Annotated in this window: 21 protein-coding genes; 12 read left to right on the top strand and 9 right to left on the bottom strand. The window is 71.4% G+C overall.

Translation table 11 applies throughout. The features are described 5' to 3' along the window. Nucleotides 1-123 precede the first annotated feature (123 nt). Together AB0G15_RS02870 and rho are read right to left on the bottom strand one after the other, a co-directional pair. On the bottom strand, nt 124-954 hold the full coding sequence (locus AB0G15_RS02870; RefSeq protein ID WP_362834737.1) for a putative RNA methyltransferase: 831 nt from the start codon (nt 952-954) through the stop codon (nt 124-126). A gap of 94 nt (nt 955-1,048) precedes the next feature. Beyond that, the gene (rho, locus tag AB0G15_RS02865) at nt 1,049-2,287 is read right to left on the bottom strand and encodes a transcription termination factor Rho (RefSeq protein WP_362834736.1); all 1,239 of its coding nucleotides are present in this window, start codon (nt 2,285-2,287) and stop codon (nt 1,049-1,051) included. 170 nt (nt 2,288-2,457) lie between these two features. Here rho and AB0G15_RS02860 point away from each other — a divergent pair, with 170 nt between their 5' ends. Continuing rightward, nucleotides 2,458-3,204 carry an MBL fold metallo-hydrolase gene (locus tag AB0G15_RS02860; RefSeq protein ID WP_362834735.1) on the top strand — a complete coding sequence of 249 codons (747 nt, stop codon included), beginning with the start codon at nt 2,458-2,460 and terminating at the stop codon, nt 3,202-3,204. 185 nt (nt 3,205-3,389) lie between these two features. On the opposite strand, the gene AB0G15_RS02855 is transcribed toward AB0G15_RS02860, so the two are convergent. Together AB0G15_RS02855 and AB0G15_RS02850 are read right to left on the bottom strand one after the other, a co-directional pair. Next, a complete protein-coding gene (locus AB0G15_RS02855) occupies nt 3,390-4,622 on the bottom strand; it encodes an MFS transporter (RefSeq protein WP_362834734.1) in 1,233 nt (410 codons plus the stop codon). 63 nt (nt 4,623-4,685) lie between these two features. Beyond that, nucleotides 4,686-5,282 carry a helix-turn-helix domain-containing protein gene (locus tag AB0G15_RS02850; RefSeq protein ID WP_362834733.1) on the bottom strand — a complete coding sequence of 199 codons (597 nt, stop codon included), beginning with the start codon at nt 5,280-5,282 and terminating at the stop codon, nt 4,686-4,688. Between the two features lie 69 nt (nt 5,283-5,351). Between AB0G15_RS02850 and AB0G15_RS02845 the strand changes: the two genes are divergently transcribed. Beyond that, nucleotides 5,352-6,632, top strand: coding sequence for a benzoate/H(+) symporter BenE family transporter (locus AB0G15_RS02845; RefSeq protein WP_362834732.1), 1,281 nt, complete (start codon nt 5,352-5,354; stop codon nt 6,630-6,632). Nucleotides 6,633-6,644: 12 nt separating this feature from the next. Here AB0G15_RS02845 and AB0G15_RS02840 read toward each other — a convergent pair whose 3' ends face one another. Then, entirely contained in the window at nt 6,645-7,121 is a 477-nt protein-coding gene (locus tag AB0G15_RS02840; protein ID WP_362834731.1) for a hypothetical protein, read from the bottom strand. A gap of 114 nt (nt 7,122-7,235) precedes the next feature. Between AB0G15_RS02840 and AB0G15_RS02835 the strand changes: the two genes are divergently transcribed. The 5 genes from AB0G15_RS02835 (at nt 7,236) to AB0G15_RS02815 (ending at nt 13,676) form a co-directional block, all read left to right on the top strand. Next, entirely contained in the window at nt 7,236-8,351 is a 1,116-nt protein-coding gene (locus AB0G15_RS02835) for an FAD-dependent oxidoreductase (RefSeq protein ID WP_362834730.1), read from the top strand. A 101-nt stretch (nt 8,352-8,452) separates the two neighbouring features. Continuing rightward, nucleotides 8,453-9,418: a magnesium transporter CorA family protein gene (locus AB0G15_RS02830; protein ID WP_362834729.1), complete on the top strand. Its 966-nt coding sequence runs from the start codon at nt 8,453-8,455 to the stop codon at nt 9,416-9,418. 132 nt (nt 9,419-9,550) lie between these two features. Further along, nucleotides 9,551-12,166 (top strand): DUF4118 domain-containing protein, encoded by a 2,616-nt coding sequence (locus AB0G15_RS02825; RefSeq protein ID WP_362834728.1) that lies wholly within the window; start codon nt 9,551-9,553, stop codon nt 12,164-12,166. Further along, nucleotides 12,163-12,831, top strand: coding sequence for a response regulator (locus tag AB0G15_RS02820; protein ID WP_362834727.1), 669 nt, complete (start codon nt 12,163-12,165; stop codon nt 12,829-12,831). The genes AB0G15_RS02825 and AB0G15_RS02820 overlap by 4 nt, the downstream gene beginning before the upstream one ends. A gap of 122 nt (nt 12,832-12,953) precedes the next feature. Next, complete coding sequence (locus AB0G15_RS02815) at nt 12,954-13,676, top strand: HNH endonuclease family protein (protein WP_362834726.1); 723 nt, start codon at nt 12,954-12,956, stop codon at nt 13,674-13,676. A gap of 139 nt (nt 13,677-13,815) precedes the next feature. On the opposite strand, the gene AB0G15_RS02810 is transcribed toward AB0G15_RS02815, so the two are convergent. Next, entirely contained in the window at nt 13,816-14,706 is an 891-nt protein-coding gene (locus AB0G15_RS02810) for a DUF4429 domain-containing protein (protein WP_362834725.1), read from the bottom strand. Between the two features lie 216 nt (nt 14,707-14,922). Here AB0G15_RS02810 and AB0G15_RS02805 point away from each other — a divergent pair, with 216 nt between their 5' ends. The 3 genes from AB0G15_RS02805 (at nt 14,923) to AB0G15_RS02795 (ending at nt 17,327) form a co-directional block, all read left to right on the top strand. Then, complete coding sequence (locus AB0G15_RS02805; RefSeq protein ID WP_362834724.1) at nt 14,923-16,200, top strand: aminotransferase class I/II-fold pyridoxal phosphate-dependent enzyme; 1,278 nt, start codon at nt 14,923-14,925, stop codon at nt 16,198-16,200. Nucleotides 16,201-16,335: 135 nt separating this feature from the next. Further along, nucleotides 16,336-16,740, top strand: coding sequence for a hypothetical protein (locus tag AB0G15_RS02800; RefSeq protein ID WP_362834723.1), 405 nt, complete (start codon nt 16,336-16,338; stop codon nt 16,738-16,740). Nucleotides 16,741-16,925: 185 nt separating this feature from the next. Beyond that, a complete protein-coding gene (locus tag AB0G15_RS02795) occupies nt 16,926-17,327 on the top strand; it encodes a hypothetical protein (protein ID WP_362834722.1) in 402 nt (133 codons plus the stop codon). Nucleotides 17,328-17,445: 118 nt separating this feature from the next. Here the strand turns inward: AB0G15_RS02795 and AB0G15_RS02790 are convergent, their stop codons facing one another. From AB0G15_RS02790 to AB0G15_RS02780, 3 genes are all read right to left on the bottom strand, one after another. Further along, entirely contained in the window at nt 17,446-17,802 is a 357-nt protein-coding gene (locus tag AB0G15_RS02790) for a hypothetical protein (protein WP_362834721.1), read from the bottom strand. Between the two features lie 2,217 nt (nt 17,803-20,019). Then, nucleotides 20,020-20,301, bottom strand: coding sequence for a hypothetical protein (locus AB0G15_RS02785; RefSeq protein ID WP_362834720.1), 282 nt, complete (start codon nt 20,299-20,301; stop codon nt 20,020-20,022). Between the two features lie 677 nt (nt 20,302-20,978). After that, nucleotides 20,979-21,974, bottom strand: coding sequence for a LacI family DNA-binding transcriptional regulator (locus tag AB0G15_RS02780; protein ID WP_362834719.1), 996 nt, complete (start codon nt 21,972-21,974; stop codon nt 20,979-20,981). Nucleotides 21,975-22,431: 457 nt separating this feature from the next. On the opposite strand from AB0G15_RS02780, the gene AB0G15_RS02775 reads away from it, so the two are divergent. After that, the gene (locus tag AB0G15_RS02775; RefSeq protein ID WP_362834718.1) at nt 22,432-24,129 is read left to right on the top strand and encodes a discoidin domain-containing protein; all 1,698 of its coding nucleotides are present in this window, start codon (nt 22,432-22,434) and stop codon (nt 24,127-24,129) included. Nucleotides 24,130-24,285: 156 nt separating this feature from the next. Further along, the gene (locus AB0G15_RS02770; RefSeq protein ID WP_362834717.1) at nt 24,286-25,149 is read left to right on the top strand and encodes a DUF1996 domain-containing protein; all 864 of its coding nucleotides are present in this window, start codon (nt 24,286-24,288) and stop codon (nt 25,147-25,149) included. The last annotated feature ends 224 nt before the right edge of the window (nt 25,150-25,373 follow it).

The following is a 25,373-nucleotide window of genomic DNA, read 5'->3' as shown; positions in this document are numbered from 1 at the left end:
CCGGATTGCGGTCCAGTATGTCGTCTTCACCGGCTAATTGCTTGAGTAATGTCAGGGAATTTCGGACTAAAAGTCACATCAGTAACAGGTGCCCCGAAGGGGGCTGTCAAGCACACAGCTTGCTCAGAGACGGTGCTTAAAGATAGACATGCGGAAAGAAGCCTCCACGAGGCACATTTCTGGGAGTTCTGCGATCTTTCTTCGCATAACTTCCCTATCCGTGTGCCAGGCGCTGGGCCCCATTCCCACGACCGCCTCGACCGCGTCATGCCCCAGGGCCATCTCGAACGCGAGAGTGCTCCGGCCGGTCTCGACGAAGTACTCGTTCAGGCTTTCCGCCACACGCCGCTCCTTCGAGTCGTCCACCGACAGGAGCCCCAGCCGCTCCACCAGTGGCGATAGGTGCCGCGAGGTCGGTGTTACCACGACGAGCTCACCGTCCCCCTTGAGCACTCGTGCGAACTCTGCCCCATTTCTGGGGGCGAACACATTGAGGAGCACATCTATCGTGTCATCTCCCAGCGGCAGCGGTCTCCACACGTCGGCCACCACCGCCCCCAGCCGGGGATGGGCCCGCGCGGCCCGCCTGATCGCGTGTTTGGAGACGTCCAGCGCCACCCCGGCCGCATCCGGCAGCCCGTCGAGCGCCCGCGCGAGATAGTGGCCCGTCCCGGCACCGGCGTCGGCCACCACCTTCGCGCCGGTACGGCAGGCGCCGGCGACCGCCTCCGCCAGCGGGGCGTAGTGCCCGGCGGCGAGGAACTCGTCCCTGGCCGCCACCATGGCCGCGCTGTCGGCCGTTCCCGGAATCCGGGACCCCGTCAGCAGGCTGACGTATCCCTGCCTGGCCACGTCGAAGCCGTGCCCCAGGGCGCACCGCAGGACCTGCTCCCCGAGCTCCAGGGAGCCGCGGCAGACCGGGCAGGCGAGGTGTTCGACGACATCGTCCAGCATCTCCCCATCATCTCGCGTCCCGCGGAAGCCGGGATGTCGTGCCGGACGGGGGCGGGGGTTCGGGTGGTCCGCTGGATCCGGAGGGGACGGCGGATCAGGCGGTCTGCTGGATCTGCTGGAGGAAGGCCGCGTTGGAAGAGGTCTCGCTGAGCCTGCCGGTGAGGAGTTCCAGGGCCTGCTGCCGCTCCAGGCCGCCCAGCGTGCGGCGCAGCCGCCAGGTGAGCTGCCGCTCCCGAGGGTCGAGGAGGATCTCCTCGCGGCGGGTGCTTGAGGCGTCGAGGTCGACGGCGGGATAGAGGCGCTTGTCGGCGAGGGCGCGGCTGAGGCGCAGCTCCATGTTGCCGGTGCCCTTGAACTCCTCGAAGAGGCTGTCGTCCATCCGCGAGCCGGTCTCGACCAGCGCGGTGGCGAGGATGGTGAGCGAGCCGCCGTCGCGCAGGTTGCGGGCGGCGCCGAAGAAGCGGCGAGGGGGGAGCAGGGCCGTGGCGTCGATGCCTCCGGCGAGGGTGCGCCCGCCGCCGGGGGCGAGGTTGTTGTACGCGCGGGCGAGCCGGGTGAGGGAGTCCAGCAGGAGGACGACGTCGTGCCCGGCCTCGGCGAGGCGCTTGGCGCGCTCGACGGCGAGCTCGGCGACGGCGGTGTGGTCGCGGTCGGGGCGGTCGAACGTGGACGCGGCGACCTCGCCGTGGATGGACTCGCGCATCTCGGTGACCTCCTCGGGACGCTCACCGACGAGCACGACCATGAGGTGGCAGTCCGGGTGGTTGGCGGTGATCGCGGCGGCCAGGTCCTGCAGGACCATCGTCTTGCCCGCCTTGGGCGGGGCGACGATCAGCCCGCGCTGGCCCTTGCCGACCGGCGTGAACAGGTCGACGACCCTGCCGGTCAGCGACCCGGTCTCCAGGCGGAGCCGGTCGCGCGGGTGGATCGGGGTCATGTCCGCGAAGTCGGGCCGGTGCCGCCAGGCGGCGGCGCCGTTCACGCTCTTCACCCCCTCCAGCCTCTCGTACGGGGCCCGTGCGGTGGCCACGACGTGGTCGCCGGGGCGCAGGCCGTACTCGGAGATCTGGGACTGGGGCACGCGGACGTCGCGCGGGGACGGCAGGTAACCGCCGGTCCTGAGGTATCCGATCCGGTCGCGGACGTCGAGCAGCCCGGTCACGGTCACGGTTTCGGCGGGGGCGCCGCGTCCAGGGGGCCGACCGGCCGCGGTCGCGCCGTTCCTGCGGGGGGTCTTCCCGGTGGTGCCCGCGTCGCCTCCACGGGGGCGCGGCACCTTCTTGGCGGTGATGTTCTCGACGGTGGGTTCTTTGAAAACGGGTTCGGCGGTCATGAGTGACCTTTCACAGGGGATCGGAAGATCGGGACCGCACGCCTGAGACAGGGGCGGTGCCGAGAGAAAAAGCGAGAAACGGGGGCGGATCATCGCACGCGGCCTAGCCAGCGGTGCGTCACGCCCGGTATCACGGTAGCACCGTTGCCCCATCCCGAACAGGAGAGCGGATGCTACATCAACCCATAACGGTCGCCGGGGTCGAGGTGTTCCCGCTGTGCGACGCGGTGGGACAGATGGGCGACGCGATCCGGCGGCCGATGCCGCAGATGTTCCCCGGTGGCCGCCACGGCGAGTCGGACGAGTGGATCCTGCACTTCCACTGCTACCTGCTGCGCGACGCGGCGGGCCGTACGGTGCTGGTCGACACCGGCATCGGCCCCCGCGACTCGCCCGCGGCGAGCTGGGCGCCGGTGCCCGGCGTCCTGGGCGCGGAACTGGCCCGGGTGGGGACGGCCCCCGAGGAGGTGGACGCGGTGGTCGTCACGCACCTGCACAGCGACCACGCGAGCGGCGCGGTGGTCGCGGGGGCACCGGTCTTCGCCAACGCCCGGCACGTCCTGCAGCGCGCCGAGATCGACGCGGCGGGCGAGGCGGTCCTCGATCACGTCGTCCGGCCGCTGGGCGAGCGGGTGCAGGCGGTGGACGGCGGGGCGGAGGTGCTGCCCGGCATCCGGGTGCTGCTCACCCCCGGGCACACCCCCGGCCACCAGGTCGTGCAGGTCGGCGATCTGGTGCTGACCGGCGACGTGGTGCTGCATCCGGTGCAGCTGGAGGACCCTCGCGTGCCCTACCTCTACGACGCCGACCCCGAGCTGGCCGCCGCCACGCGCGTGGAACTGCTCGAACGGGTCAGGGCGGAGGGCGGGATCATCGGCACCGCCCACTTCGCCGAGCCCTTCACCAGGATCGTCTGAGCGGGAGCCTCCACAGGGTTCGGTTGACCCGGGGCTTTCGCGACGATCGTCAGGACCGGGATTTCCGGGGATCGGTTGACCTGGAGTTCGTCGCGAGGTTCGTCCGAGCCCGGGTCCTCCGTGAGATGAGCCGGGGTCCGCCGGGCGGCTCGTCCGAACCGGGGTCGTCAGGAGGAACCGGGTCGTCAGGAGCTCGCCTGGACGGCGGCGGCGGCCGGGAGCGGGCGGCGCCGCGCCTTGCCCCGGTAGCGGACGACCTGGACGGCGCCCAGCGCCCAGATCGGGTACTGGGTGGCGAACGCCCAGCGGAAGGCGTCCAGGCCGGTGCCGCCCAGGAGGTCGAGGGTGACGCCGATCAGGGCGATCACCACCACGGACGCGACGAAGCCGCCGCCGTTCACGATGCCGGTGGCCGCGCCGATCCGGGTGGCCGGGTTGAAGGTCCTGGCGTAGTCGAAGCCGATCATCGACCCGGGGCCGTTCGCCGCCAGCACCACCACGAGCGCCACCAGCAGCCACAACGGCGCCCGTCCCGGCCAGGCCAGTACGGCGGTCCACGCCCCGGCGGTGGTGCCGATCACGATGAGCACCATCCGGGAGCGGTGGAAGGGGAACCGCCCGGCGAGATAGCCGAGCAGCGGCCCGCACACCATGCCGCACAGGGTCAGCGTGGTCAGCAGCACGCCCGCCGTCGCGGGCGCCAGTCCCTGGCCCTGGACCAGGAACGGATACCCCCACAGCAGCAGGAACGCCGCGGCCGAGCACTGGGTGGCCGCGTGGGTCCACATGCCCAGCCGGGTGCCCGGCTCGGCCCAGGCGGCCTTCAGGCCCGGTGGCTCCCCCGTACGTTCGGGGCGGGGGTCGCGCAGCACCGTGACCAGCAGGAACACGGAGACCAAGCCCAGGGCGGCGGCGCCCAGGAAGGTCGGCGTCCAGCCGTACGTGTGCAGGGAGTAGATGAGGGGGACCGCGGAGGCGATCGCGCCGAGCTGGCCGAGCAGGCCGGTGAGCTGGACCATCAGCGGGTTGCGGCGGGCGGGGAAGGACAGGCCGACCAGCCTGATCACGCTGATGAACGTCATCGCGTCCCCGCACCCGATCAGCGCCCGCCCGGCGATCCCCGGCAGCAGCCCTCCGGCCAGGGCGAAGACGAGTTCGCCGCAGGCCATCACCGCGGCACCCATAACCAGCATGCGCTTGGACCCGAGCCGGTCGACCAGTATCCCGACGGGCACCTGCATGCCCGCGTAGACCAGCAGCTGGCACATGGCCAGGACCGAGAGTCCCGCCGCGCCGACGCCGAGCCTGGCCGCGGCCTCGATGCCCGCCACGCCCAGCGACTGCCGGTGGAAGACGGCGATGACGTAGGCCACCACGCCCGTGGCCCAGAAGAGAATCGCCATGGACCGTGGTGTCATGGGGGAAATATTACTTTTTACGTGTTTTAGGAATGCGATCGGGTCCGCCGAGGCCCGCCGGGGTCAGCGGCGCGGGTAGCGGATGAGCAGGCTGGCGTGGACGTCCCGGTCACCGAGGACGGCGTACGCGTGCGGGACGTCCGACCGCCAGGAGATGTGCTCGCCGGGACCGGCCCGCAGGGGAGCCTCGACCGGTCCGGCGCTGAGCGTTCCGGCGAAGACGGTGACGTGCTCGGTGACACCCTCGTGGTGGGCGGGCGAGACCTGCGTCGTCCCCGCCCGGAGCACCACCCGGTAGAGCTCGTAGGTGACCTCCTCGTCCTCGAAGACCTGGAGCAGCGTCCCCTCGACGGCCGTGCCGTGGACGACGGGGATCGCCCGGGTCCCGGTCCCGCTCCCGCTCGCGTCCACCGGCGGCGGGGTGCCGACGGCCATCGCCAGGGGGACGCCGAGCTCGGCGGTGATCGCCCAGAGGGTCTCCAGGGTGGGGTTGCGGGTGCCGTTCTCCAGGCCGGAGAGCGTGGCCTTGCCGACACCGGCGGCGCGGGCGAGGGCGGACAGGGAGATGCCGCGCTCCTCGCGCAGCCGGCGGATCCGCCGCCCGATGTCGGGCGTGCCGCCGTCCACGCCGGGCCTGGGGCTTTGTGCTCCGGAGTCCATGGGGTTATCGTGCAGCATGAGGGCCGTTCCGTTTACGGAACGGTCGGCGTCATCCCCCAAGGATCGAACATGACACGCATGCTTCAACCCGTGCTGGCCGGGGTGGTGACCACGGTGGTCGGTTTCGCCAGTTCCTTCGCCGTGGTCCTGGCAGGGCTCAGGGCGGTGGGCGCCGACGAGCGGCAGGCGGCGTCGGGGCTCCTCGCCCTCTGCGTGGCCAACGGCGTGGTGGCCGTCTGGCTGGGCCTGCGGCAGCGCATCCCGATCGTCGTGGCCTGGTCCACCCCGGGGGCGGCGCTGCTGGTCGCGACCGGGACCGTGCAGGGCGGTTTTCCCGTCGCGGTCGGGGCGTTCGCGGTCTCGGGACTCCTCCTCACCGCCGCCGGTCTCTTCCCCGTCCTGGGCCGGTGGATCGCGGCCATCCCCACGCCGATCGCCGGTGCCATGCTCGCCGGGGTCCTGCTCGACCTGTGTGTCGCGCCGGTCAGGGCGCTCGCCGAGATACCTCTGACGGCGGGTCCCGTCGTGCTCACCTGGGCGCTGCTGAGCAGGTTCGCCCGCAGATGGGCGATCCCGGTGGCACTCCTCGTCGCCGTCGTCGCCATCGCGCTGACCGGTCCCGGGCTGGGCGCGGTGGACATGCGGCCGGTACTGGAGGTGACCGCCCCGTCCTGGAGCGCCCAGGCGATGGTCGGCATCGCGCTCCCGCTGTTCCTGGTCACCATGGCCTCGCAGAACGTGCCGGGCATGGCGGTCCTCGCCGGGTACGGCTACCGTCCCCCGCTGCGCGGGATCCTCGTCTCCACCGGCCTGGCGAGCACGCTGGGTGCCCCGCTGGGCGGCCACGCGGTGAACCTGGCGGCGATCAGCGCCGCGCTGTCCGCCGGACCCGACGCCGACCCCGATCCGGCCCGCCGGTGGATCGCCTCGGTCGCCTCGGGCGTCTCGATGATCGTCCTTGGGATCGGCTCGGGGCTGGCCACCGCGCTCGTGCTGCTCTCCCCGCCGCTGCTCGTCGAGGCCGTCGCCGGCCTCGCCCTGCTCGGCGCGCTCGTCTCGGCCGTCGTCTCGGCCGTCGCCGACCCCGAGGGCAGGGAGGCCGCGGTCGTCACCTTCGTGGTCACCGCGTCGGGACTGACGCTCCTGGGCGTGGGCGCCGCGTTCTGGGGGCTCGTCGCGGGCGGGCTCATGACGCTCCTGCACCGTCGCGGGAAATCCGCTCGGACCCCGGCCGACGAGGGGCCGGTGGACGAGACCGTGCCGGATCGGGATCAGGATCGGGGTCCGGACGCGGGCGAGGGAGGTCCGTACATGCCTCAGCCGGTGCGGCCTGCGGGGCGCACCGGCTGAGAGAGGGTGTGACTAGCGGTGGTCCGAGCGTCCGTGGCGACCGGCCACGAGCTGGTCGGTGGAGGACTGACGGGGCACCTCGACCCGGGGGTGGGGCGCGGTGTCCTCGACGCGGTCGTCGACGCCGTCGCGGTCACGGTCGACCACGGGGGTCGTGGTCGTGGCGGTCGCGGGAGCCGCGGTCGCGGGGGTCTCTTCGAGCTTGCGCTCCAGCTCCCGCTTCTCCTCCTCCAGGCGGGTGACGCGGTCACGCGCCTCCATCCGCGAGGCGCGGAGGTTGCGACGCTTCGCGGCCGAGCGCCGCATACCGGAGAACATCATCCCCAGGCCGAGCAGGAAGACCGCTCCGGTGGCCACGCCCGCGAAGAAGAGCTCCAGCTGGGTGAACTGGAACAGGCGGTCGAACACGGTGAACGAAGCGGTGGTGGTCGATGCTGCGGTCTCGTCCCAGGAGACCGCGATCACGGTCGCACCCGCGAGTACGATCAAGAGAAGTCCCAGCACTATCATGTGGCTACCACCTCAGGCTTTGGCTGTTGTGGTAGCCACTGCTGCCCTCGGCGAGCGGGATTATTCATCGGATCCCCATGGTTGCCAGGGAATGTGAAGGACGAGCTGCCACGAAACGCCACGAACATCGACGTCGTCGTCATCGGCGCGGGGCAGGCGGGGCTCTCCAGCGCCTACTTCCTGCGCCGGGCCGGGCTGGACTTCACGGTGCTCGACCGCTCCCCCCGGCCCGGCGGCGCGTGGCAGTTCCGCTGGCCGTCCCTCACCCTCGGCGCCACCCACCACGTGCACGACCTGCCGGGGCTGCCGCTGGGCGCCGTCGACACGACCCGGCCCTCGGCCGAGGTCGTCTCCGAATACTTCGCCGCCTACGAGCGGGCCTTCGAGCTGCCGGTACACCGCCCGGTCGAGGTGCGGGCCGTCCGGGAGGGCGCGGAAGGGCGGCTGCTGGTGGAGACCGGGGCCGGTGACTGGTCGGCCCGCGCGCTGATCAACGCCACCGGCACCTGGGACCGCCCGTTCTGGCCCCGCTATCCGGGCCAGGAGACGTTCCGGGGGCGCCAGCTCCACACCGCCGACTACGTGAGCCGCGAGGAGTTCGCGGGCATGCGCGTGGTGGTGGTCGGCGCCGGGGCCTCGGGCGTGCAGCTCCTGATGGAGATCGCGGAGGTCGCCACGACCACCTGGGTCACCCGGCGCCCTCCCGCCTTCGTCAGGGGTCCGCTCAACGAGAACCTCGGCCGCGAGGCCGTCGCCAGGGTCGACGCCCGCGTCCGAGCCGGGCTCGTACCGGGCAGCGTGGTCGGGGCCACCGGCTATCCGGTGACCCCTCAGGTGGAGGCGGCCATGGCGGCGGGTGTCCTCGACCGGCTGCCGATGTTCGACAGGATCACCCCCGAGGGCGTGGCCTGGGACGCCGGGCCAGGCGGGCCCGCCCGCCGGGTCGAGGCGGACGTGATCCTCTGGGCGACCGGCTTCCGGCCCGTCGTCAGCCACCTGGCCCCGCTGCGCCTGCGCGAGCCCGGCGGCGGCATCCGGGTCGAGGACACCCGGGCCGTCCTCGACCCCCGGGTCCACCTGGTCGGCTACGGTCCCTCCGCCAGCACCGTCGGCGCCAACCGCGCCGGCCGCACCGCCGTGCGGCACGTCCGCCGCCTTCTCGCGGCACCCGCCGGTTCCGGGCGGCCGGTCCCCTCCGCGGCGGCCTGAAGGATCACGGTCGTCCTGAAGGATCACGGCCGTCTCGCGGGCGGAAATGCGGATCTCCCGGAGATTCCGGGCCTGTCGCGGCAGGTTTAAGGTTGACGCCCATGGACCGTACCCGCCTGTATCGCAACGGCGTCCTGGAGGCCGAGGGCTTTCCCATCGACGACATCTCCGAACACGTGGAGGACGAGTCCGCCGTCGTCTGGTTCGACCTATGCTCGCCCACGCAGGCGGACCTGGCGAAGATCAGCGAGGAGCTGGGCCTGCACCCCCTCGCGGTCGAGGACGCGCTGCACAGCCACCAGCGCCCCAAGCTCGACACCTACGACAGCCACCTGTTCGTCACCGTCTACGCGGCGAGACCGGCGGAGAAGGGGATCGACTTCATCGAGGTCTCGATCTTCGCCACCAAGAACGCCCTGGTCACCGTACGGGAGAACCCCGAGTTCGACATCGACGAGGTGATCAGGCGCTGGGACGCCAATGCCGCGATGGTCAGGTTCGGGGTGCCGTACCTGCTGCACGGCCTGCTCGACTACATCGTGGACGGCTACTTCGAGGTGCTGCAGGGGGTGGACGACCGGGTCGAGGAGCTGGAGGACGATCTCTTCCAGGACAATCCCGGGGACATGCCGCACATCCAGCGCCGGACCTTCGAGATGCACAAGAAGCTGGTGCGCTTCCGGCGGCTGGCGGTGCCGACGCGCGAGGTCGTGGGCAGCCTGCTGCGCAGGCAGGACGTCCTGGACCCCAAGCTGATCCCGTACTACCAGGACATCTACGACCACACCCTGCGCACCGCGGAGTGGAGCGAGTCGCTGCAGGACCTGGTGAGCAACGTCCGCGAGGCCCACATGAACCAGCAGGGGTTCCGGCTCAACGACATCATGAAGAAGATCACCAGCTGGGCGGCCATCATCGCGGTGCCCACGATGATCACCGGTTTCTACGGGCAGAACGTGCCCTACCCCGGTTTCGCCCAGTCCATTGGGTTCTGGACGTCCACGATCCTGATCATCGTGGGCACGGTACTGCTCTACCGGGCGTTCAAGAAGCGCAACTGGCTCTGACGTGACAGCCGTCCCCCACCGGGTCACCTGATCGGCCGGGAGACCGCCCGCCGTAGCCTGGCCTCAGGGGAGAACGGCCGGGTCCGGCCCGGCATCCGGCAGGGATTCGGCGATCGGTGAGGAACGAGCTGCATGGCACGCGGACGGCTGCGCGTCTACCTGGGGGCGGCCCCCGGGGTGGGCAAGACCTTCGCGATGCTGGCAGAGGGGCGTGGGCGCGGGGAGCACGGCACGGACGTGGTGGTCGGGCTGGTGGAGACGCACGGTCGCGAGCGCGTCGAGAGGCTGCTGGAGGGGATGGAGATCGTCCCGCGAGCGGCGGCGGAGCACCGCGGGGCCGTGTTCGGCGAGCTGGACGTGGACGCCGTCATCGCGCGGAGGCCGGAGGTCGTCCTGGTCGACGAGCTGGCCCACACCAACGTGCCGGGCTCGCGCAACGCCAAGCGCTGGCAGGACGTGGAGGAGATCCTGGAGGCCGGGATCGACGTGGTCTCCACCCTCGACGTCCAGCACCTGGAGTCACTCAGGGAGGCCGTCGAGGAGATCACCGGGGTGGTCCAGCGCGAGACGGTGCCCGACGAGGTGGTGCGGCGGGCCGGGCAGGTGGAGCTGGTGGACATGGCCCCGGAGGCGTTGCGCCGCCGGATGGCGCACGGCGACGTGTACGCGCCGGAGAGAGCTGAGGTGGCACTGTCGACGTACTTCCGGCCGGGCAACCTGACGGCGCTGCGCGAGCTGGCGCTGCTGTGGGTGGCGGGAGAGGTCGGCGACAGCCTCGGCCACCACCGCGCCGAGCACCGCGTCGCCGGGGTGCGGGAGACCCGGGAGCGGGTGGTGGTGGCGCTGGCGGGAGGCCCGGAGGGGGAGACCCTGGTGCGCCGGGCGGCGCGGATCGCGGCCAGGTCCCCGCGGGCGGACCTGCTGGCGGTGCACGTGACGATGGCCGACGGCCTGGCGAACGCCGATCCGGCGCGCCTGGCCCGGCAGCGCGCGCTGGTGGAGAGCCTGGGCGGCGGCTACCACCAGGTCGTGGGCGACGACGTGCCGCGGGCGCTGCTGGACTTCTCCCGGCGGGTGAACGCCACGCAGCTGGTGCTGGGGGTCTCCCGGCGCGGACGGCTCGCGCGGGCCCTGTCCCGGGGGGTCGGGGTGACCACGGCCGCGTCCTCGGGGACCGTCGACGTCCACATGGTCACCCACGAGGAGGCGGGGAGGTCCGGCGGCCGCCGCCCGTCGCGCGCCGCGCTCACCCGCTCCCGCAGGCTCGCCGGCTGGGGGACGGCGCTGCTCGGGCTCCCCCTGCTCACCGCCGCCCTCCTGGGCATCGGTCACGCGACGTTGCCGAGCGTGATACTGCTGTTCCTGCTGATGGTGGTCTGCGTCGCGCTGACCGGCGGCATGTGGCCCGCGATCACCGCCGCGGTGGCCGGGTTCGCCCTCCTCAACTGGTACTTCACGCCGCCGTTCCACTCGCTGGCCGTGACGCGACCGGAGAACCTGCTCGCCCTGGTCGTCTACGTGCTGGTCGCGATCATGGTGAGCGCGGTCGTCGACCTGGCGGCCCGCCGCGCCAGGGAGGCCGCCCTCGCGGGCGCGGAGGCCGAGGTGCTGGCGACCCTCGCCGGATACGTGCTCCGGGGCGAGGCGGCGCTGCCGTCCCTGCTCTCCCGGCTCAGGGAGATCTTCGGGCTGGCCTCCGTCACCCTGCTGGAACGCCGGCCCGACGGCCCGTCCGGTCCGTCCGGCTCCTCCGGTCCGGGCGGCTCCTCCGGCTCGGGCGGCCTCGATGGTTCGGGCGGCTCGGACGGCTGGCGGATCGTGGCGACCGGGGGCGGGGAACCGTCCACCCGTCCCGGCGTCGCCGGCACCGACGTGGTCGTCGACGACGACCTGGTACTGGCCGTACGCGGGTGGCTGCCCGGCACGTCCGGCCGCAGGGTGCTGGAGGCGTTCGCCGCCGAGGCGGCGGTGGCGCTGCGCCACCGCCGCCTCGCCGAGCAGGCGGGGCGGCTGCGCCCGCTCGCCGAGGCCGACAGGATGCGCACCGCGCTGCTCGCCGCGGTCAGCCACGACCTGCGCACCCCGCTCGCCTCGGCCAGGGCCGCCGTGGAGGGCCTGCGCGCCACCGACGTCGACTGGGCGCCGGACGACAGGGAGGAACTGCTCGCCACGGCCGACGAGTCCCTGGCCAAGCTGGACCGCCTGGTCGTCAACCTGCTCGACATGAGCCGCCTGCAGGCCGGAGTGCTCGGGCTGACGCTCCAGCCGACGGCGCTCGAGGAGATCGTCCCCCGGGTCGTCGACGAACTGGGCCCGCCGCACGACCGGGTGCTGAACCGCCTGCCCGAGGATCTCCCCGAGATCGCCGCCGACCCCGCGCTGCTCGAACGCGTACTGGTCAACCTCGTCTCCAACGCCGTCCGCCACAGCCCGCCGGGCGTCGCCGTGCTGGTCGGGGCGAGCGTGGACGGCGACGACGGCGGACACGTGGGGATCCGGGTCGTCGACCGGGGGCCGGGGATCCCCGAGGAGTCGCGCGACCGGGTCTTCATGCCCTTCCAGCGGCTCGGCGACCGGGACAACGCCACCGGCGTCGGTCTCGGCCTCGCGCTCTCCCGGGGGCTGGCGGAGGCCATGGGCGGCACCCTCGTACCGGACGAGACGCCGGGCGGGGGCCTCACCATGGTCCTGACCCTGCCCGTCTTCCCGCGGCACCGGGCCGCGCCCGCACCTGTGGAGAACCTGTGACGCGCATCCTCGTCGTCGACGACGAGCCCCAGCTCCTGCGGGCGCTGCGGATCAACCTGGCCGCCCGCGGGTACGAGGTGGCCGTGGCCGGCGACGGCGCCGCCGCCCTGCGCCAGGCCGCCGACCGGCACCCCGACCTGGTCGTGCTCGACCTCGGACTGCCCGACATGGACGGGGTGGAGGTCATCCACGGGCTGCGCGGCTGGACCACCGTCCCGATCATCGTGCTGTCCGGCAGGGCCGAGAGCCGCGACAAGGTGGAGGCCCTCGACGCGGGCGCCGACGACTACGTCATCAAGCCGTTCGGCGTCGACGAGCTGCTCGCCAGGATCCGCGCGGTGTCGCGTCGCGCCTCGGTCACCGAGGAGGAACCGGCCCGGTTCGTGATCGGCGAGCACGAGGTGGACCTGGCGGGCAAGACCGTCTCCGGCGGCGTGCGGCTGACTCCCACCGAGTGGCGCCTGCTGGAGATCCTGGTCCGCAACCCCGGCAAGCTGATCACCCAGCGCCGCCTGCTGAACGACGTCTGGGGCGCCGCCTACGGCAAGGAGACCAACTACCTCCGCCAGTACATGGCCCAGATGCGCAAGAAACTGGAGCGCGACCCCGCCCACCCGGTCCACCTGCTCACCGAACCGGGTATGGGCTACCGCTTCCAGCCCTGACCGCCTCCAGCCCCGGCCGGCCGCCCTCCGGTACGGTCTCAACCAGCGGACACCCCCGTGTCAACCAGGGAATTACCGGGAATCGGTCAAGCACGAGCCTGTAGACCCTTCTGGAGGCATGGGTGAGCACGCGGGGGGTGGTCACCGTGATGCTCGGCGCCGCGGTGCTCTTCTCACTGTCGACACACGACGACACGCGCGCGAGGGCCGCGCCGGCCCGGGTCGCGCCGCTGGACAACCCGGACGGTATGGGCCCCGGGCTGGCGCCCGTCAGGTCGGCCGGAGACCGGAGCACCGCCGTCAGGCTGATCGGGAGGCTCCGGGTCGGGCCGATGGGTTCCAAGGCCAGCTACAGCCGGGCCAGGTTCGGCGAGAACTGGGCCGACACCGCCAGAGGAGTGCCGTACGCGCGCAACGGCTGCCGTACCCGCGACGACCTGCTGGCCCGCGACGGCGAGAACGTGCGCTACCGCCGCGGATCCGACTGCGTGGTCGTCTCCATGAAGTTGCGCGATCCCTACACCGGCCGGATCGTCCGCTGGACCAAGAAGCGCTCCGACGAGATCCAGGTCGACCACGTGGTCCCGCTGTCCTACGAGTGGCGGATGGGGGCCTCCCGCTGGCCGCTGTCCAAGCGGAAGCGCATCGCCAACGACCCGCTCAACCTCCTCCCGGTGTACGGCGACGCCAACGAGGCCAAGGGCGGCTCGGGACCGGCGTCCTGGCTCCCTCCCGTACGCGGGGTCCGCTGCGCCTACGTCGTCCGCTTCGCCCAGGTGGCCCTGAAGTACAACCTGCCGGTCACCCGCGCGGACAAGACCGTCATGCTCGCCCAGTGCCGGTGACACCGGCGCGGCCGCCCGCAGACGAGGGCCGTACGGAGGCCGGGCGGGGGAGGACCCGTTCTGAAGCGGGTGCCCTGAGAAGCGGGTGCGGTGAGAAGCGGGTGCGGTGAGAAGCGGGTGCGGTGAGAAGCGGGTGCGCTCAGAAGCGGCGGAGCAGGGCCTGCTTGGCGGTGGTGAACTCCTCGTCGGTGAGAATGCCGTCCTTGTGCAGGTCACCGAGTTCGCGCAGGCGGCGCAGGAGCGAGTCCGGGTCGTCGCCGGCGGGTGCCGCGGGTGAGGCGGCCTCGATCGCCGGGGGCTCCGCGGCGGCCGACAGCCGGGCGCCCGAGGGGTGCGGCAGCCTGGCGACGATCGCGGCGACGAGCAGCGCCGTCGTGCGGGTCTCCTTGTCGAAGCCCCACAGGACCAGGCAGTGCGGATCGTGCTTGGGAGCGAGCTTGTGCGGTGCCGCGCCCTTCACGTGGAAGCGGAGGTAGCCGTTCTCCAGGCCCGAGGTCGGGAACCACTCCACGCCGTTCAGGTCCTTCAGCGCGATCCGCTGGGGACCGGCCGACTTCTTGCCCTCCTCCGTCGACCAGCTCCATTCGAGGCGGATCGACTCGCCGTCGAACGTCGCCGTGCCGTCGCCCGCCGGAACCACCACGGGCAGGGCGGGGCCCGGCATGAGATAGCGCTCCGAGGGACCGTCCGGCACCTGCTCGATCACCAGCGCGTTGCGCACCTCGTCGACGAAGTACTCGGCGGCGCCGGTGCGGTCGGCGTCCACGACCAGCTGGTACGGGTCGGCGGCGTCGGCGATCCGCCCGCCCGCCGCCTGGTTGAACGGGTCGGCGCCCTCGCGCAGCCGTAGCCGCAGCCTGCCGCCCTTCTTGCCGGGCTCGTAGGCGATGCCGGCCACCGCCTCCAGCGGCACCCGCACCTCGCCCAGCAACTGCCGCAGTTTCTTCACGCTCCGGTCGCGACCGGGGACGATCCGCAGCATCTCACCGTCGAACGTCCAGGTTCCGTCACGCACCATGACCTCCGCCATACGGCGATCGTATGGCGAGGCGGTCACATGACGCGCATGATCGAGCGTTCGGCCGTCCGGGACGGCGCGGCGCGCACGGCCCGGCTTCCGATCGGGCGTCGTGGTCTTCTATTCTTCGAAGTCGACCAGGCCACCTTCGGAGCCGCTCCACAACCGTCTTCCCAGCCGGTCGCCGACCGCCTCCGGAGCCGATCACCAGCAGGCGAAGGAACTCCCGTGACCTCTCCGGCCCTGACCATCGACGAGCTGACCGCCCGGCGAGACGGTGCCCAGCGTGACTACGACGCGCTCGTCCGGCGCGGTCTGTCCCTCGACCTGACACGGGGCAAGCCGTCGGCGCGGCAGCTCGACCTCTCCGAGGCGTTGCTGGACCTGCCCGCCGGCCACACCGCCGCGGACGGCACCGACTGCCGCAACTACGGCGGGCTCCAGGGCCTGGCCGAGCTCAGGGAGATCTTCAGCGGCCCGCTGCAGGTGCCCGCCGCCCAGCTCGTCGCCGCGGACAACTCCAGCCTCTCGCTGATGCACGACTCGATCGTCCACGCCCTGCTCGGGACGCTGCCCGGAGCCGAGCGCCGCTGGGCCGACGAGCCGCGGATCGCGTTCCTGTGCCCGGTTCCCGGGTACGACCGCCACTTCGCCCTGTGCGAGCGGTTCGGCATCGAGCTGATCCCGGTGCCGATGGACGCCGAGGGGCCGGACATGGACGTCGTGGAGCGCCTCGTGCTCGACGACCCCCAGGTCAAGGGCATCTGGTGCGTGCCCAAGTACAGCAACCCCGGCGGTGTCTCCTACGGTGACGAGACGGTGCGGCGCCTGGCCGCCATGCCGGCCGCCGCCCCTGACTTCCGGATCTTCTGGGACAACGCCTACGCCGTGCACCACCTGACCGACACGCCCGCGGAGATCGCCGACGTCCTGGCGCTGTGCGCGGAGAACGGCAACCCCGACCGCGTCTTCGTGTTCGGCTCCACCTCGAAGATCACCTTCGCCGGTTCCGGCGTCTCCTTCTTCGGGTCGTCCCCGGCCAACGTGGCCTGGCTGCTCGGGAACACCGCCAAGCGCACCATCGGCCCCGACAAGCTCAACCACCTCCGCCACGTGGAGTTCCTGCGCGACGAGAACGGCCTGGCCGAGCACATGCGCCGCCACCGGGAGCTGCTCCGCCCGAAGTTCGACGCGGTCGAGACGATCCTCACGAAGGAGCTGGGCGGCAGCGGCCTGGCGACCTGGTCCAGCCCCGCGGGCGGCTACTTCGTCAGCCTCGACGTGCTGGAGGGCTGCGCGCGCGAGGTGGTGCGGCGGGCGGGCGAGGCGGGCATCGCCCTCACCCCCGCGGGCGCCACCCACCCGTACGCGACGGATCCCCGTGACAGCACCATCCGCATCGCCCCCACCTACCCCGAGCTCGACGAGCTGGAACTGGCCATCTCCGGTCTCGCCACCTGCGTGCGCCTCGTCGCCACCGAGAAGCTCCTGGAGGGTGCCCGCTAGGCACCCGCCGGGAACGCGCCGATCTGCCGGCGAAAGCCCCAAGCGTCCCTCCGGCCGGTTCCCCGCGCCGGGGGGACGTTCCCCGGGACCCCTCCCACCGGTTTCCCCGAGTCCACCGGTTTCCCCGGGCGAAGGGTGACCGCACCCGACTGTGTCGTCGCGGTCAAGCGCGGAGGCTCGCGGACGTTCGTCGCCGTCGACGGCGGGATGAGCGACAACCCCCGTCCCGCCCTGTACGGAGCGCGCTACACCGTACGGCTCGCCGGGCGCGTCTCCCGCGAGGGGCCGCGCTCGTTCACGGTCGCCGGCCACCACCGCGAGACGGGCGACACGATCGCGGAGGACGTCCCGCTCCCCTCCGACCTGCGCCCGGGCGACCTCATCGCGCTGGCGGCCACCGGGGCCTACCACCACTCGATGGCCTCGACCTACAACCTCATGGGCCGGCCCCCGGTCGTCGCCGTACGCGACGGCCGGGCGAGGCTGCTCGTCCGCAGGGAGATGGAGCAGGACCTGATGCGCCGCGACGTGGGCCTGTAGGAGGCCGGCCCACGCAGACCTGCGGCGGGTGAGGAATGGCGCAAATGAACGTAGGGAAAGGGTGAAGAAAACACATCGACATTGGCCTGCGGGCATTTCCCGGGATTCCATGGAGGGGCAGAGACCGGCCCCTCGGCAAATGTCTGCTCCGCAACGAATGTCTGTTTCATGAAGGAGTGGTGGCGATGTTCGGGACCGAACCGGCGGGATTCTCGCTCGCCGGAGGATTCGTCACCGTCGTCGCCGCCACCGTGGCCGCCTCGCTGCTCCTCGCGCCGGCGGAGGCCGCCGGCCGCGTGCTGATCATGGTGATCGCCGTGTGCGCCCACGCCGCCTGCGGGGTCCGCGCCGGGGTCGCGCTGGCGACGGCCGTCATGGCGTGGTTCTTCGGTACCGGCTTCCTGGTCAACGGTGCCGGGGAGCTCAGCTTCGGCAGGCCGGACCTGCTCCGCCTCGGCCTGTTCGTCGCCGTCGCGCTGGGTGTGAACGCGTGCGCCGCCGCGTACCGGGCGGTCGCCGCCAGGCGCAGGCTCCGCGTCCCGCTGGCCGGAGAAGACCCCTCACGGCTGGTCCTCGTCCGGAACTGACGCGCCCCGCGACCCGGGGGCCGCGCGATCGGCGGGCGTCCTCCGCGCGGTTCCCCTGCCGTGCCCGGCCGGTGCCGGGCACGGCGTTCTCCGCTGTCCGGTGAGGCTCCGCGAGGGCTCAGGCCGGCGGTGTCTCGTCCGGCGGTGTCTCGTTGGTGAACTTGTCGCAGTTGGCGGGGTACGCGGGAGGCCCGAGAGGCGTTCCCGGAGCGAAGAAGCCTCCCGTCACCGGAACCGGGCGGCCCAGCAGGCATTTCGTCCAGGAGACCTGACCGGCCGAGTTCTGAACCGTGAGGTGCAGGTACGGAAGGGCGCCGTCCTGAAGGACCGTCGCCGCGACGTCCACCACATCGGTGGGATGGCCGGGGACCGTCGAAAGGTCGTGCCAGCGTGGAGTCGTCCGCGGGTCGCGGATCCGCGCCGTCCCGTCGCTCCGAACCGACGCGGTGATCGGTTCGAGAAGCAGGTACGCCACGGACACGGCGGATGTCGGCGCCGCGGGCCCCGCGGGCCCCGCGGGCCCCGCCGGGCCGGGGGCGCCGGGCGTGCCCGCGGCTCCCGTGGCGCCGGTCGGTCCCACCGGTCCGGCGGCGCCCGGTTCGCCCGCGGGGCCGACGGGCCCCGCCGCGCCCTCTGGACCCGCGGGCCCGGGGGCGCCGGTGGCTCCCGCGGGTCCCGCCGGTCCTTCCGGCCCGATCGGCCCGATCGGCCCGATCGGACCGGCGGGTCCAGCAGGTCCTTCCGCTCCCGCCGGTCCTTCCGGCCCGATCGGGCCTGCCGGTCCCGCGGGTCCGACGGCTCCCGCCGGTCCTTCCGGACCGATCGGTCCCGTGAGTCCGTCGGCTCCGGCAGGGCCGATGGGGCCTGCCGGGCCCATGGGCCCTGCCGGGCCGATTGCGCCCGTCGCGCCCATGGGCCCCAGCGCGCCCGCGGGACCCGGCGCACCCGGTGCGCCGGGGGCGCCGGTGTCACCCTTCGCTCCCGTGGCTCCCGCCGGTCCGGCCGGTCCGGCCGGTCCCATGGCGCCCATCGGGCCCGCCGGTCCTTCGGGTCCCATCGGTCTCATCGGCGCGAACGAGCCGTCCGGAAGGCTCGCCTCAACCGGGTTCGCGGGGTTCGCCTCGCCGGCAGGGTTCGCCGGGCCGGCAGGGTTCGCCGGGTTCGCGGCCTCCGACGGCAGTCCGAGGTTCGACGGTTTCCTTCCGCTGTCGCGGCCTTCCCTGGTCTTTCCGCCGGCACGGCTGTGCTTGCCGGGACGGTCACGGTCACGGTCACACGCGCAGTGCCTCCCCTGGCACTTGCAGTCTTCCCGCTTGAGGGGTCTCATCAGGAACATGCGCGCGTCGTCCATCGGGCTGGTCGCCCTCCGAACCGGAACGGTCTCGCCACCGGCGTCCCGCGCGTCGAGGGGAATGATGCCTGTGGTGTCGGTTATGGCATTGGCCGGCGTCTGGCAGGAAAGCGCCAGGACGGCACCGATTGCTGTTGTTGTTACGGACCAGTTTCGAGCACGTTTGCCGGAATCAATGATTTGAGCCCGTCTTCTACCGCTAGAAGTCATCGCATTCCATGTCTTTTATGATTCCAGGGAATCGGATTTCTTGAACCGCGGCGGTGGCGGCAAGCAGGAGTTACCCGATGATCGACACGGCAAAGCGCAACCCTCGTTAACAAGGTTTAAACGGATTCGTCAACGGCGAGGATGCGTCCAGGTTGTTGAGCTTGAAAGCCGTGTTCTCCAGAGATTTCCTGTCCTGTGGGCAATGACCGGAATTTAGGGTTCTCAGGTGCCGCGAGAATTATGGTGTGATCCACCGGCTGTGGCACGCGACAGGGTCTGTGCGGTTTTCGCCAGCGATTTTCCGATCCGGATCCGGCGTCCGCCGCTGCTTTCCACGCCGTGGGGGGCGGCCGGGCTCAAGGCCGCCCGAGTGGTCTTCCCGTGAACCGCTTTCCGTGACCGAGGGAAAGAACCACGCGAGCCCCTTCGCCTCGACCGCTCCGGCACCGTGAGCCCCCGGCCCGCCCACGCTGCCCGGGAAGCTCTCGTAGGTGAGGCCGGCCCAGGCACGACGCGGGAAGCACGGCCCTTACGCAGGTCCGACACACGAACTGGAGACCGTCACGGTGGGCTGGAGCGCTCCGCCGTTGGCGAATGTGACGCTCCACCGGTTGCCGATCACAGACTCGGAGGCGATCACGTCGACCCCCAGGGCGCTGCCACTCCACTCTCCGGCGACGACGAGCGTGCCCGCCGGGCATACGCCGCCGAGAACGGTCACCGTTGTGTCAGCGGGAACGAGAGTCGGCGTCCCCGCGGCGACCTGCCTGGTGGTCGGGAGGCTCGGCCCCGCGGGTCCTGCCGGTCCTGTCGCCCCGTCTGCTCCCGCGGGTCCCGCCGGCCCGGCGGGTCCAGCAGGCCCAGCAGGCCCAACCGGTCCGGCGGGACCCGGTGCCCCGTCTGCTCCCGCGGGTCCGGTCGCTCCGGCGACTCCGGTCAGGCCGATGGGTCCTATCTCGCCGTCTGCTCCTGCGGGTCCTGCGGGTCCTGCGGGTCCTGCCGGTCCGGCTGGTCCTACTGCGCCGTCTGCTCCCGCGGGTCCCGCGGGTCCTATCTCGCCGTCTGCTCCTGCGGGTCCTGCCGGTCCGGCTGGTCCTACTGCGCCGTCTGCTCCTGCGGGTCCGGCTGGTCCTACTGCGCCGTCTGCTCCTGCGGGTCCTGCCGGTCCGGCTGGTCCGATGGGTCCTGCCAGGCCATCCGCGCCCGCAGGGCCGGCGGGCCCTGCCGGTCCCGCCGGTCCGGCGACTCCCGCCGCGCCGTCGGCACCCGCAGGTCCCGCAGGTCCCGCAGGTCCTGTCGCGCCGTCCGCGCCAGTGGATCCCGCAGGCCCGGCCGGGCCTGCCGGACCGGTGGGGCCACGTAGCCCGATGCCCGGCAGCCCGTCCTCGCCGTCACGGCCGTCACGGCCGTCACGGCAACAGCAGCGCCTTCTCCCGCACTTGCACTTCTTTCGCGCGACGGTTCCCGTCGCGTGGATACGCGAACGGTCACACCTTCCGGTCGCCTCGCGAACCGGAGCGGCCACGTCACCGGCGGTCCTCGTTTCGAGGAAGGGGATTCCCGTGACGCCGGTGACGGCGTCAGCCGGAGCCTGACAGGAAAGCGCCAGAACAGCGCCGATCGTTGCCGCGACGGGCCAGTTTCGAGCACGTTTGCCGGAATTGATAATCGAAGTCCGTCTTCTGCCGCTAGAAGTCATCGCGTTCCATGTCTTTTGTGATTCAAGGGAGTCGGATTGCTTAAACCGCGATAGTGGCGGCAAGCAGGAGTTACCCGATGATCGACATGGCAAAGCGCAACCCTCGTTAACGAGGTTTAAACGGATTCGTCAATTGGAGGAATATGTCCAGATTATTTGATTTTCCCGCCATGTGTGCTCGGAGAGTGGTCGCCCTCTGGACTCGCGCCCCTGGGGTGACGGCCACCTATTATCCGTCTGGATTTTTCAGATGATTATCCAGACAGCTGTCAACATGCGGATTATTTAGTTTTTGCTGCCCTTTTTTCGGTGCATCACCCGATGCCTTCCGGCACCTCGTGTCGTCGGACCCGAACCGGCCGGCCACCGAGCGTTCCGGCCGTACTCCCGGCTAGCTGGACTCCCTGACCACGAGCTGGGTCGGAAGGATCACCGGGGCGGCGAGCTCGCCTCTCAGCAGCCCGAGCAGCAGGCGGGCCGAGGCGGCGGCCTGCTCACCCATGGGGCTGCGTACCGTGGTGAGCGGGGGATCGGTGTAAAGGGCCGCCTCGATGTCGTCGTACCCCACCACCGCCACGTCGTCGGGCACCCGCCGGCCCGCCCGGCGCAGCGCCCGCATGGCGCCGATCGCCATCAGGTCGTTGGCGGCGAACACCGCGTCCAGCGCGGGGTCGTCCTCGAGCAGCTGCGCCATGGCCTCGGCTCCGGAGATCCGGGTGAAGTCGCCGAGGGCCACGATCGAGCGCCGTCCGGTCTCGCTCAGGACCTCGCGGTAGGCGCCGATCCTGTCCTGGGCGGCGGACATGTCCAGTGGACCGGAGATCGTGGCGATCCGGCGCCGTCCCCGTTCCAGCAGGTGCCGCACCGCCTGGGCGGCCCCGCCGGTGTTGTCGTTGTCGACCCACGGCACGTCCAGCCGGAAGGTGGGCCTGCCGTGGGAGACGAGGGGGACGCCCGTGGCGGCGAGCGCCGCCGGCAGGGGGTCGGCGCCGTGCATCGACACGAGCATGACCCCGTCCACGTGGCGGGCGGCCACGAACTGCCGGGCCCGTACGCGGGCGTCGTCGGAGCCGGCGAGCATGAGCATGACCTGCTTGCCCGCCGCCTCGAACTCGCGGCTGGCCGCGCGCACGACGGTGGAGAACATCGGATCGTCGGAGACGAGTCCGGCCGACGGGTCGGAGACGATCACCGCGACGGAGTCGGTGCGCCGGGTCACCAGGCTGCGCGCCGCGGGGTTGGGGATGTAGCCCAGGTCGTTCACCGCCCGCATGACGAGGTCGCGGATGTCGGAGGCGACCGTCGGCTCGCCGTTCACCACCCTGGAGACCGTTGACTTGGACACGCCGGCCCGGGTGGCGACAGCCTCCAGGGTGGGTCGTCTCATGTGGTTCTCCCGCAGTTCGTACCGCCCGCTGACCGGTGGTGCCTGAACGTGCGGTCCCACCCTTCCCCAAGCTTAGTCGATGATCATGAAGAGAGCGCTCCCTCACAAAGGGTGACCGGAAGGGGGATTTCTGTCAATGCCCCGAATCGAGCCGGATTTTCCCTCGCGGTGGCCGCCGGGGGAAATCCAGGAAAGCGCTCCCTGAGAAGAATCTTCTTAGTCCCAGTTCACAGGCCGTTGTAACGATGCAAACGATTACCCGGGAGCGCTCCCCGAGATGCACGGTTGATTGCCAGATCGTGTGTGGCCCGTTTCGTCCTGGTTAAACGGACACTTGACAGCCCGTGTCGGACGAGAGCAATCTCTGCTTGAGAGAGCGCTCCCCGACTCGATACCGGTACGCACCCCCCACCCCCGAGGAGACGCGATGCCCTCGTCCCGAAGTCCCGGTCGCCGCATGGCGCTACTGATAGCCGCGGCCGTCACCCTCGTCACGTCCTGTCTCGCGGTCATGCCCGCGGAAGCCGCCGACACCCTGCTCTCCCAGGGCAAGACGGCGACCGCCTCGTCCTCGGAGAACGTGGCCTTCCCCGCGTCCGCGGCCGTCGACGGCAACGCGGGCACCCGCTGGTCCAGCGGGTTCAGCGACCCGCAGTGGATCCAGGTGGACCTCGGCGCCAGCGCGACCATCACGCAGGTGTCGCTGAACTGGGAGGCCGCCTACGGCCGGGCCTTCCAGATCCAGACCTCGCCCAACGGCACCACCTGGACACCGATCCACTCCACGACCACCGCCACCGGCGGCAACCAGACGCTGGCCGTCAGCGGCACCGGCCGCTACGTGCGCGTGTACGGCACCCAGCGCGCCACCCAGTACGGCTACTCGCTGTGGGAGTTCCAGGTCTACGGGACCATCGGCGGCGTCGACCCCGATCCTGATCCCGACCCGGGCGCGCTCAAGCTGCTGTCCTACGGCAGGCCCGGCGCGGCCTCCACCTCCCAGAGCGACGGGAACTGCTGGGAGTGCACCCCGGCCAGGGCGTTCGACCGCGATCCCGCCTCCCGCTGGGCGACCAGCTCCACCACCGGCTGGGTCGACCCGGGCTGGATCTCCGTCGACCTCGGCGCGACCGCGCAGATCAAGCAGGTCGTCCTCCAGTGGGACCCGGCCTACGCCAGGGCCTTCCAGATCCAGGTCTCGGACAACAACACCACCTGGACGCCGATCTACTCCACGACCACCGGCACCGGTTTCAAGCAGACGCTGACCGTCAACGGCACCGGCCGCTACGTGCGCATGTACGGCACCCAGCGCGCCACCCCGTACGGCTACTCGCTGTGGGAGTTCCAGGTCTGGGGCACCGGTGGCGCCCCGATCACGCCGCCGCCGCTCCCGCCGGACCCGGCCGACCCGCCGACGACGCTCGTCTGGAGTGACGAGTTCAACGGCGGCGCGGGCACCAGGCCCGACGCGGCCAAGTGGACCCAGGACCCGGGCACCGGCCCGAACAACGAGCTTGAGTACTACAAGCCCGAGAACACCGCCATGGACGGCAACGGCAACCTCGTCATCACGGCGCGGCAGGAGACCACCGCCGGATCGTCCTGCCCCGGCGGTCCCTGCCAGTACACCTCCGGCCGCATCAACACCGGCGGCAAGTTCACCTTCACGTACGGCAAGGTCGAGGCCCGCGTCAAGGTCCCGAAGGGCAACGGCCTGTGGCCGGCGTTCTGGATGATGGGCGCCGACTTCCTCACCGGCAGGCCCTGGCCGTACAACGGGGAGATCGACATCCTCGAGGTGCTCGGCAAGGACGTCAAGACCTCCTACTCGACCATCCACGCCCCCGCCTACAACGGCGGCGGCGGCATCGGCGCCCCGTACACGCTGCCCAGCGGCGCGGACCTCTCCGACGACTTCCACGTCTGGGCCGCCACCTGGAACAGCAAGGGCATCGTCTACACCCTGGACGGCCGGACGGTCCTCACCCTGAGCAAGGAGCAGGTCGAGGCGACGCGCGGGCCCTGGGTCTTCGACCACCCGTTCTACATCATCCTCAACCTCGCGGTGGGCGGCGACTGGCCCGGTCCGCCGGACGCCGGCACCGGCTTCCCCAAGCAGATGCTCGTCGACTACGTGCGCGTCTACAAGTAATCCCCACTCCTCCGGCACGGCTCGCCCGAGCCGTGCCGGAGCCCTCCCCGGAACCGGAGCACCAACGGCCGAAAGTCCCCCCCGAAAAGGAGCCCATCCATGCACCCGGCACTCTCCCCAGCCCGCCTACGAAGCCGGTTACGCCCGCTGACCCTGGTGACCGCCATAGTGGCGCTTCTGGGCACGTCCCTCGTCATCCACACCACCCAGGCAAGCGCGACGTCGAAGGCCCAGTCGGGGGGTTCGTCCGCCGCGGTCGTGCGGGTGGCGGAGTTCCTCGCCGACTGCCCGTTCAGCCACCGGCTGCCCGACGACCCGATCATCTTCCCCGGCATGCCGGGTGCGTCGCACATGCACAGCTTCTTCGGCAGCACCACCACCAACGCCCACACGACCCTCGCGTCCCTGCAGAGTTCCCCCACCAACTGCAACCCGCGCACCGACCTGTCGTCGTACTGGGTGCCGACCCTCTACAACGGCAACACCCCGGTGGAGCCGACCATCACCACGTTCTACTACCTGGGTGAGGGCGTGCGCGACGACATCGTCGCCCGGACCCAGCCGCTCCCGCTGGGCCTGCGGATCGTCGCGGGCAACGCCAAGGCGACCACCCCCAACGACCCGACCAGCAACGCCCGCTGGTCGTGCCTGCACGCCGGTCACGTCCCGCCGTCCAAGGACTTCGTGACCTGCCCGGCGGGCACCATGATGGAGTCCTACCTGGACTTCCCGCAGTGCTGGAACGGCAGGGACCTGGACTCGGCCGACCACAAGAGTCACATGGCCTACCCGGTCGGCCAGGCCTGCCCGGCCTCGCACCCGGTACCGGTGCCGAAGCTGCGCCAGGTGCTGCGCTACCCGGTGAACGGGAACCCGGCCAACTTCCGGTTGGCGTCGGGCCCCGGATACACGATGCACGGCGACTTCTTCAACGCCTGGCCGGTGGCCGAGATGGAGCGTCGCGTGCGTGACTGCATCCGCCCGGTCATCAAGTGCGGTACGGACGGCACCCCGTCCTGACGCCGGAGTGCCGGATTCACGTCCCGTCCTGACAGCGGTGTGCCGTCACGACGTTCCGTCCTGGCAGCGGTGTGCGGGCCTGGCATCTCGTTCTGACAGCGGTGTGCCGGCCTGGCGTCCCGTCCTGACAGCGGTGTGCGGACTCGGCGCCTCGTTCGACGGCACCGGTGCGGGAACCGGCCTTCGTGCCGATCTCCTGTGCCGATCCCCCGTGCCGTCCCCGG

Origin of the sequence: Streptosporangium sp. NPDC023825 (assembly GCF_040639575.1) — a bacterium.
Classification (GTDB): domain Bacteria; phylum Actinomycetota; class Actinomycetes; order Streptosporangiales; family Streptosporangiaceae; genus Streptosporangium.
Note: the sequence above shows the minus strand (reverse complement) of the source record. Positions and strands in the feature narration are given on the sequence as shown.

Excerpts from the sequence above, each read along its gene's own strand:
- AB0G15_RS02810 (WP_362834725.1), bottom strand. The coding sequence starts at position 14,706 with ATGGCGGAGGTCATGGTGCGTGACGGAACCTGGACGTTCGACGGTGAG.
- AB0G15_RS02775 (WP_362834718.1), top strand. The coding sequence starts at position 22,432 with ATGGCGCTACTGATAGCCGCGGCCGTCACCCTCGTCACGTCCTGTCTC.
- AB0G15_RS02825 (WP_362834728.1), top strand. The coding sequence starts at position 9,551 with ATGGCACGCGGACGGCTGCGCGTCTACCTGGGGGCGGCCCCCGGGGTG.
- AB0G15_RS02870 (WP_362834737.1), bottom strand. The coding sequence starts at position 954 with ATGCTGGACGATGTCGTCGAACACCTCGCCTGCCCGGTCTGCCGCGGC.
- AB0G15_RS02860 (WP_362834735.1), top strand. The coding sequence starts at position 2,458 with ATGCTACATCAACCCATAACGGTCGCCGGGGTCGAGGTGTTCCCGCTG.
- AB0G15_RS02780 (WP_362834719.1), bottom strand. The coding sequence starts at position 21,974 with ATGAGACGACCCACCCTGGAGGCTGTCGCCACCCGGGCCGGCGTGTCC.
- AB0G15_RS02855 (WP_362834734.1), bottom strand. The coding sequence starts at position 4,622 with ATGACACCACGGTCCATGGCGATTCTCTTCTGGGCCACGGGCGTGGTG.
- AB0G15_RS02850 (WP_362834733.1), bottom strand. The coding sequence starts at position 5,282 with ATGGACTCCGGAGCACAAAGCCCCAGGCCCGGCGTGGACGGCGGCACG.
- AB0G15_RS02795 (WP_362834722.1), top strand. The coding sequence starts at position 16,926 with ATGTTCGGGACCGAACCGGCGGGATTCTCGCTCGCCGGAGGATTCGTC.
- AB0G15_RS02830 (WP_362834729.1), top strand. The coding sequence starts at position 8,453 with ATGGACCGTACCCGCCTGTATCGCAACGGCGTCCTGGAGGCCGAGGGC.
- AB0G15_RS02845 (WP_362834732.1), top strand. The coding sequence starts at position 5,352 with ATGACACGCATGCTTCAACCCGTGCTGGCCGGGGTGGTGACCACGGTG.
- rho (WP_362834736.1), bottom strand. The coding sequence starts at position 2,287 with ATGACCGCCGAACCCGTTTTCAAAGAACCCACCGTCGAGAACATCACC.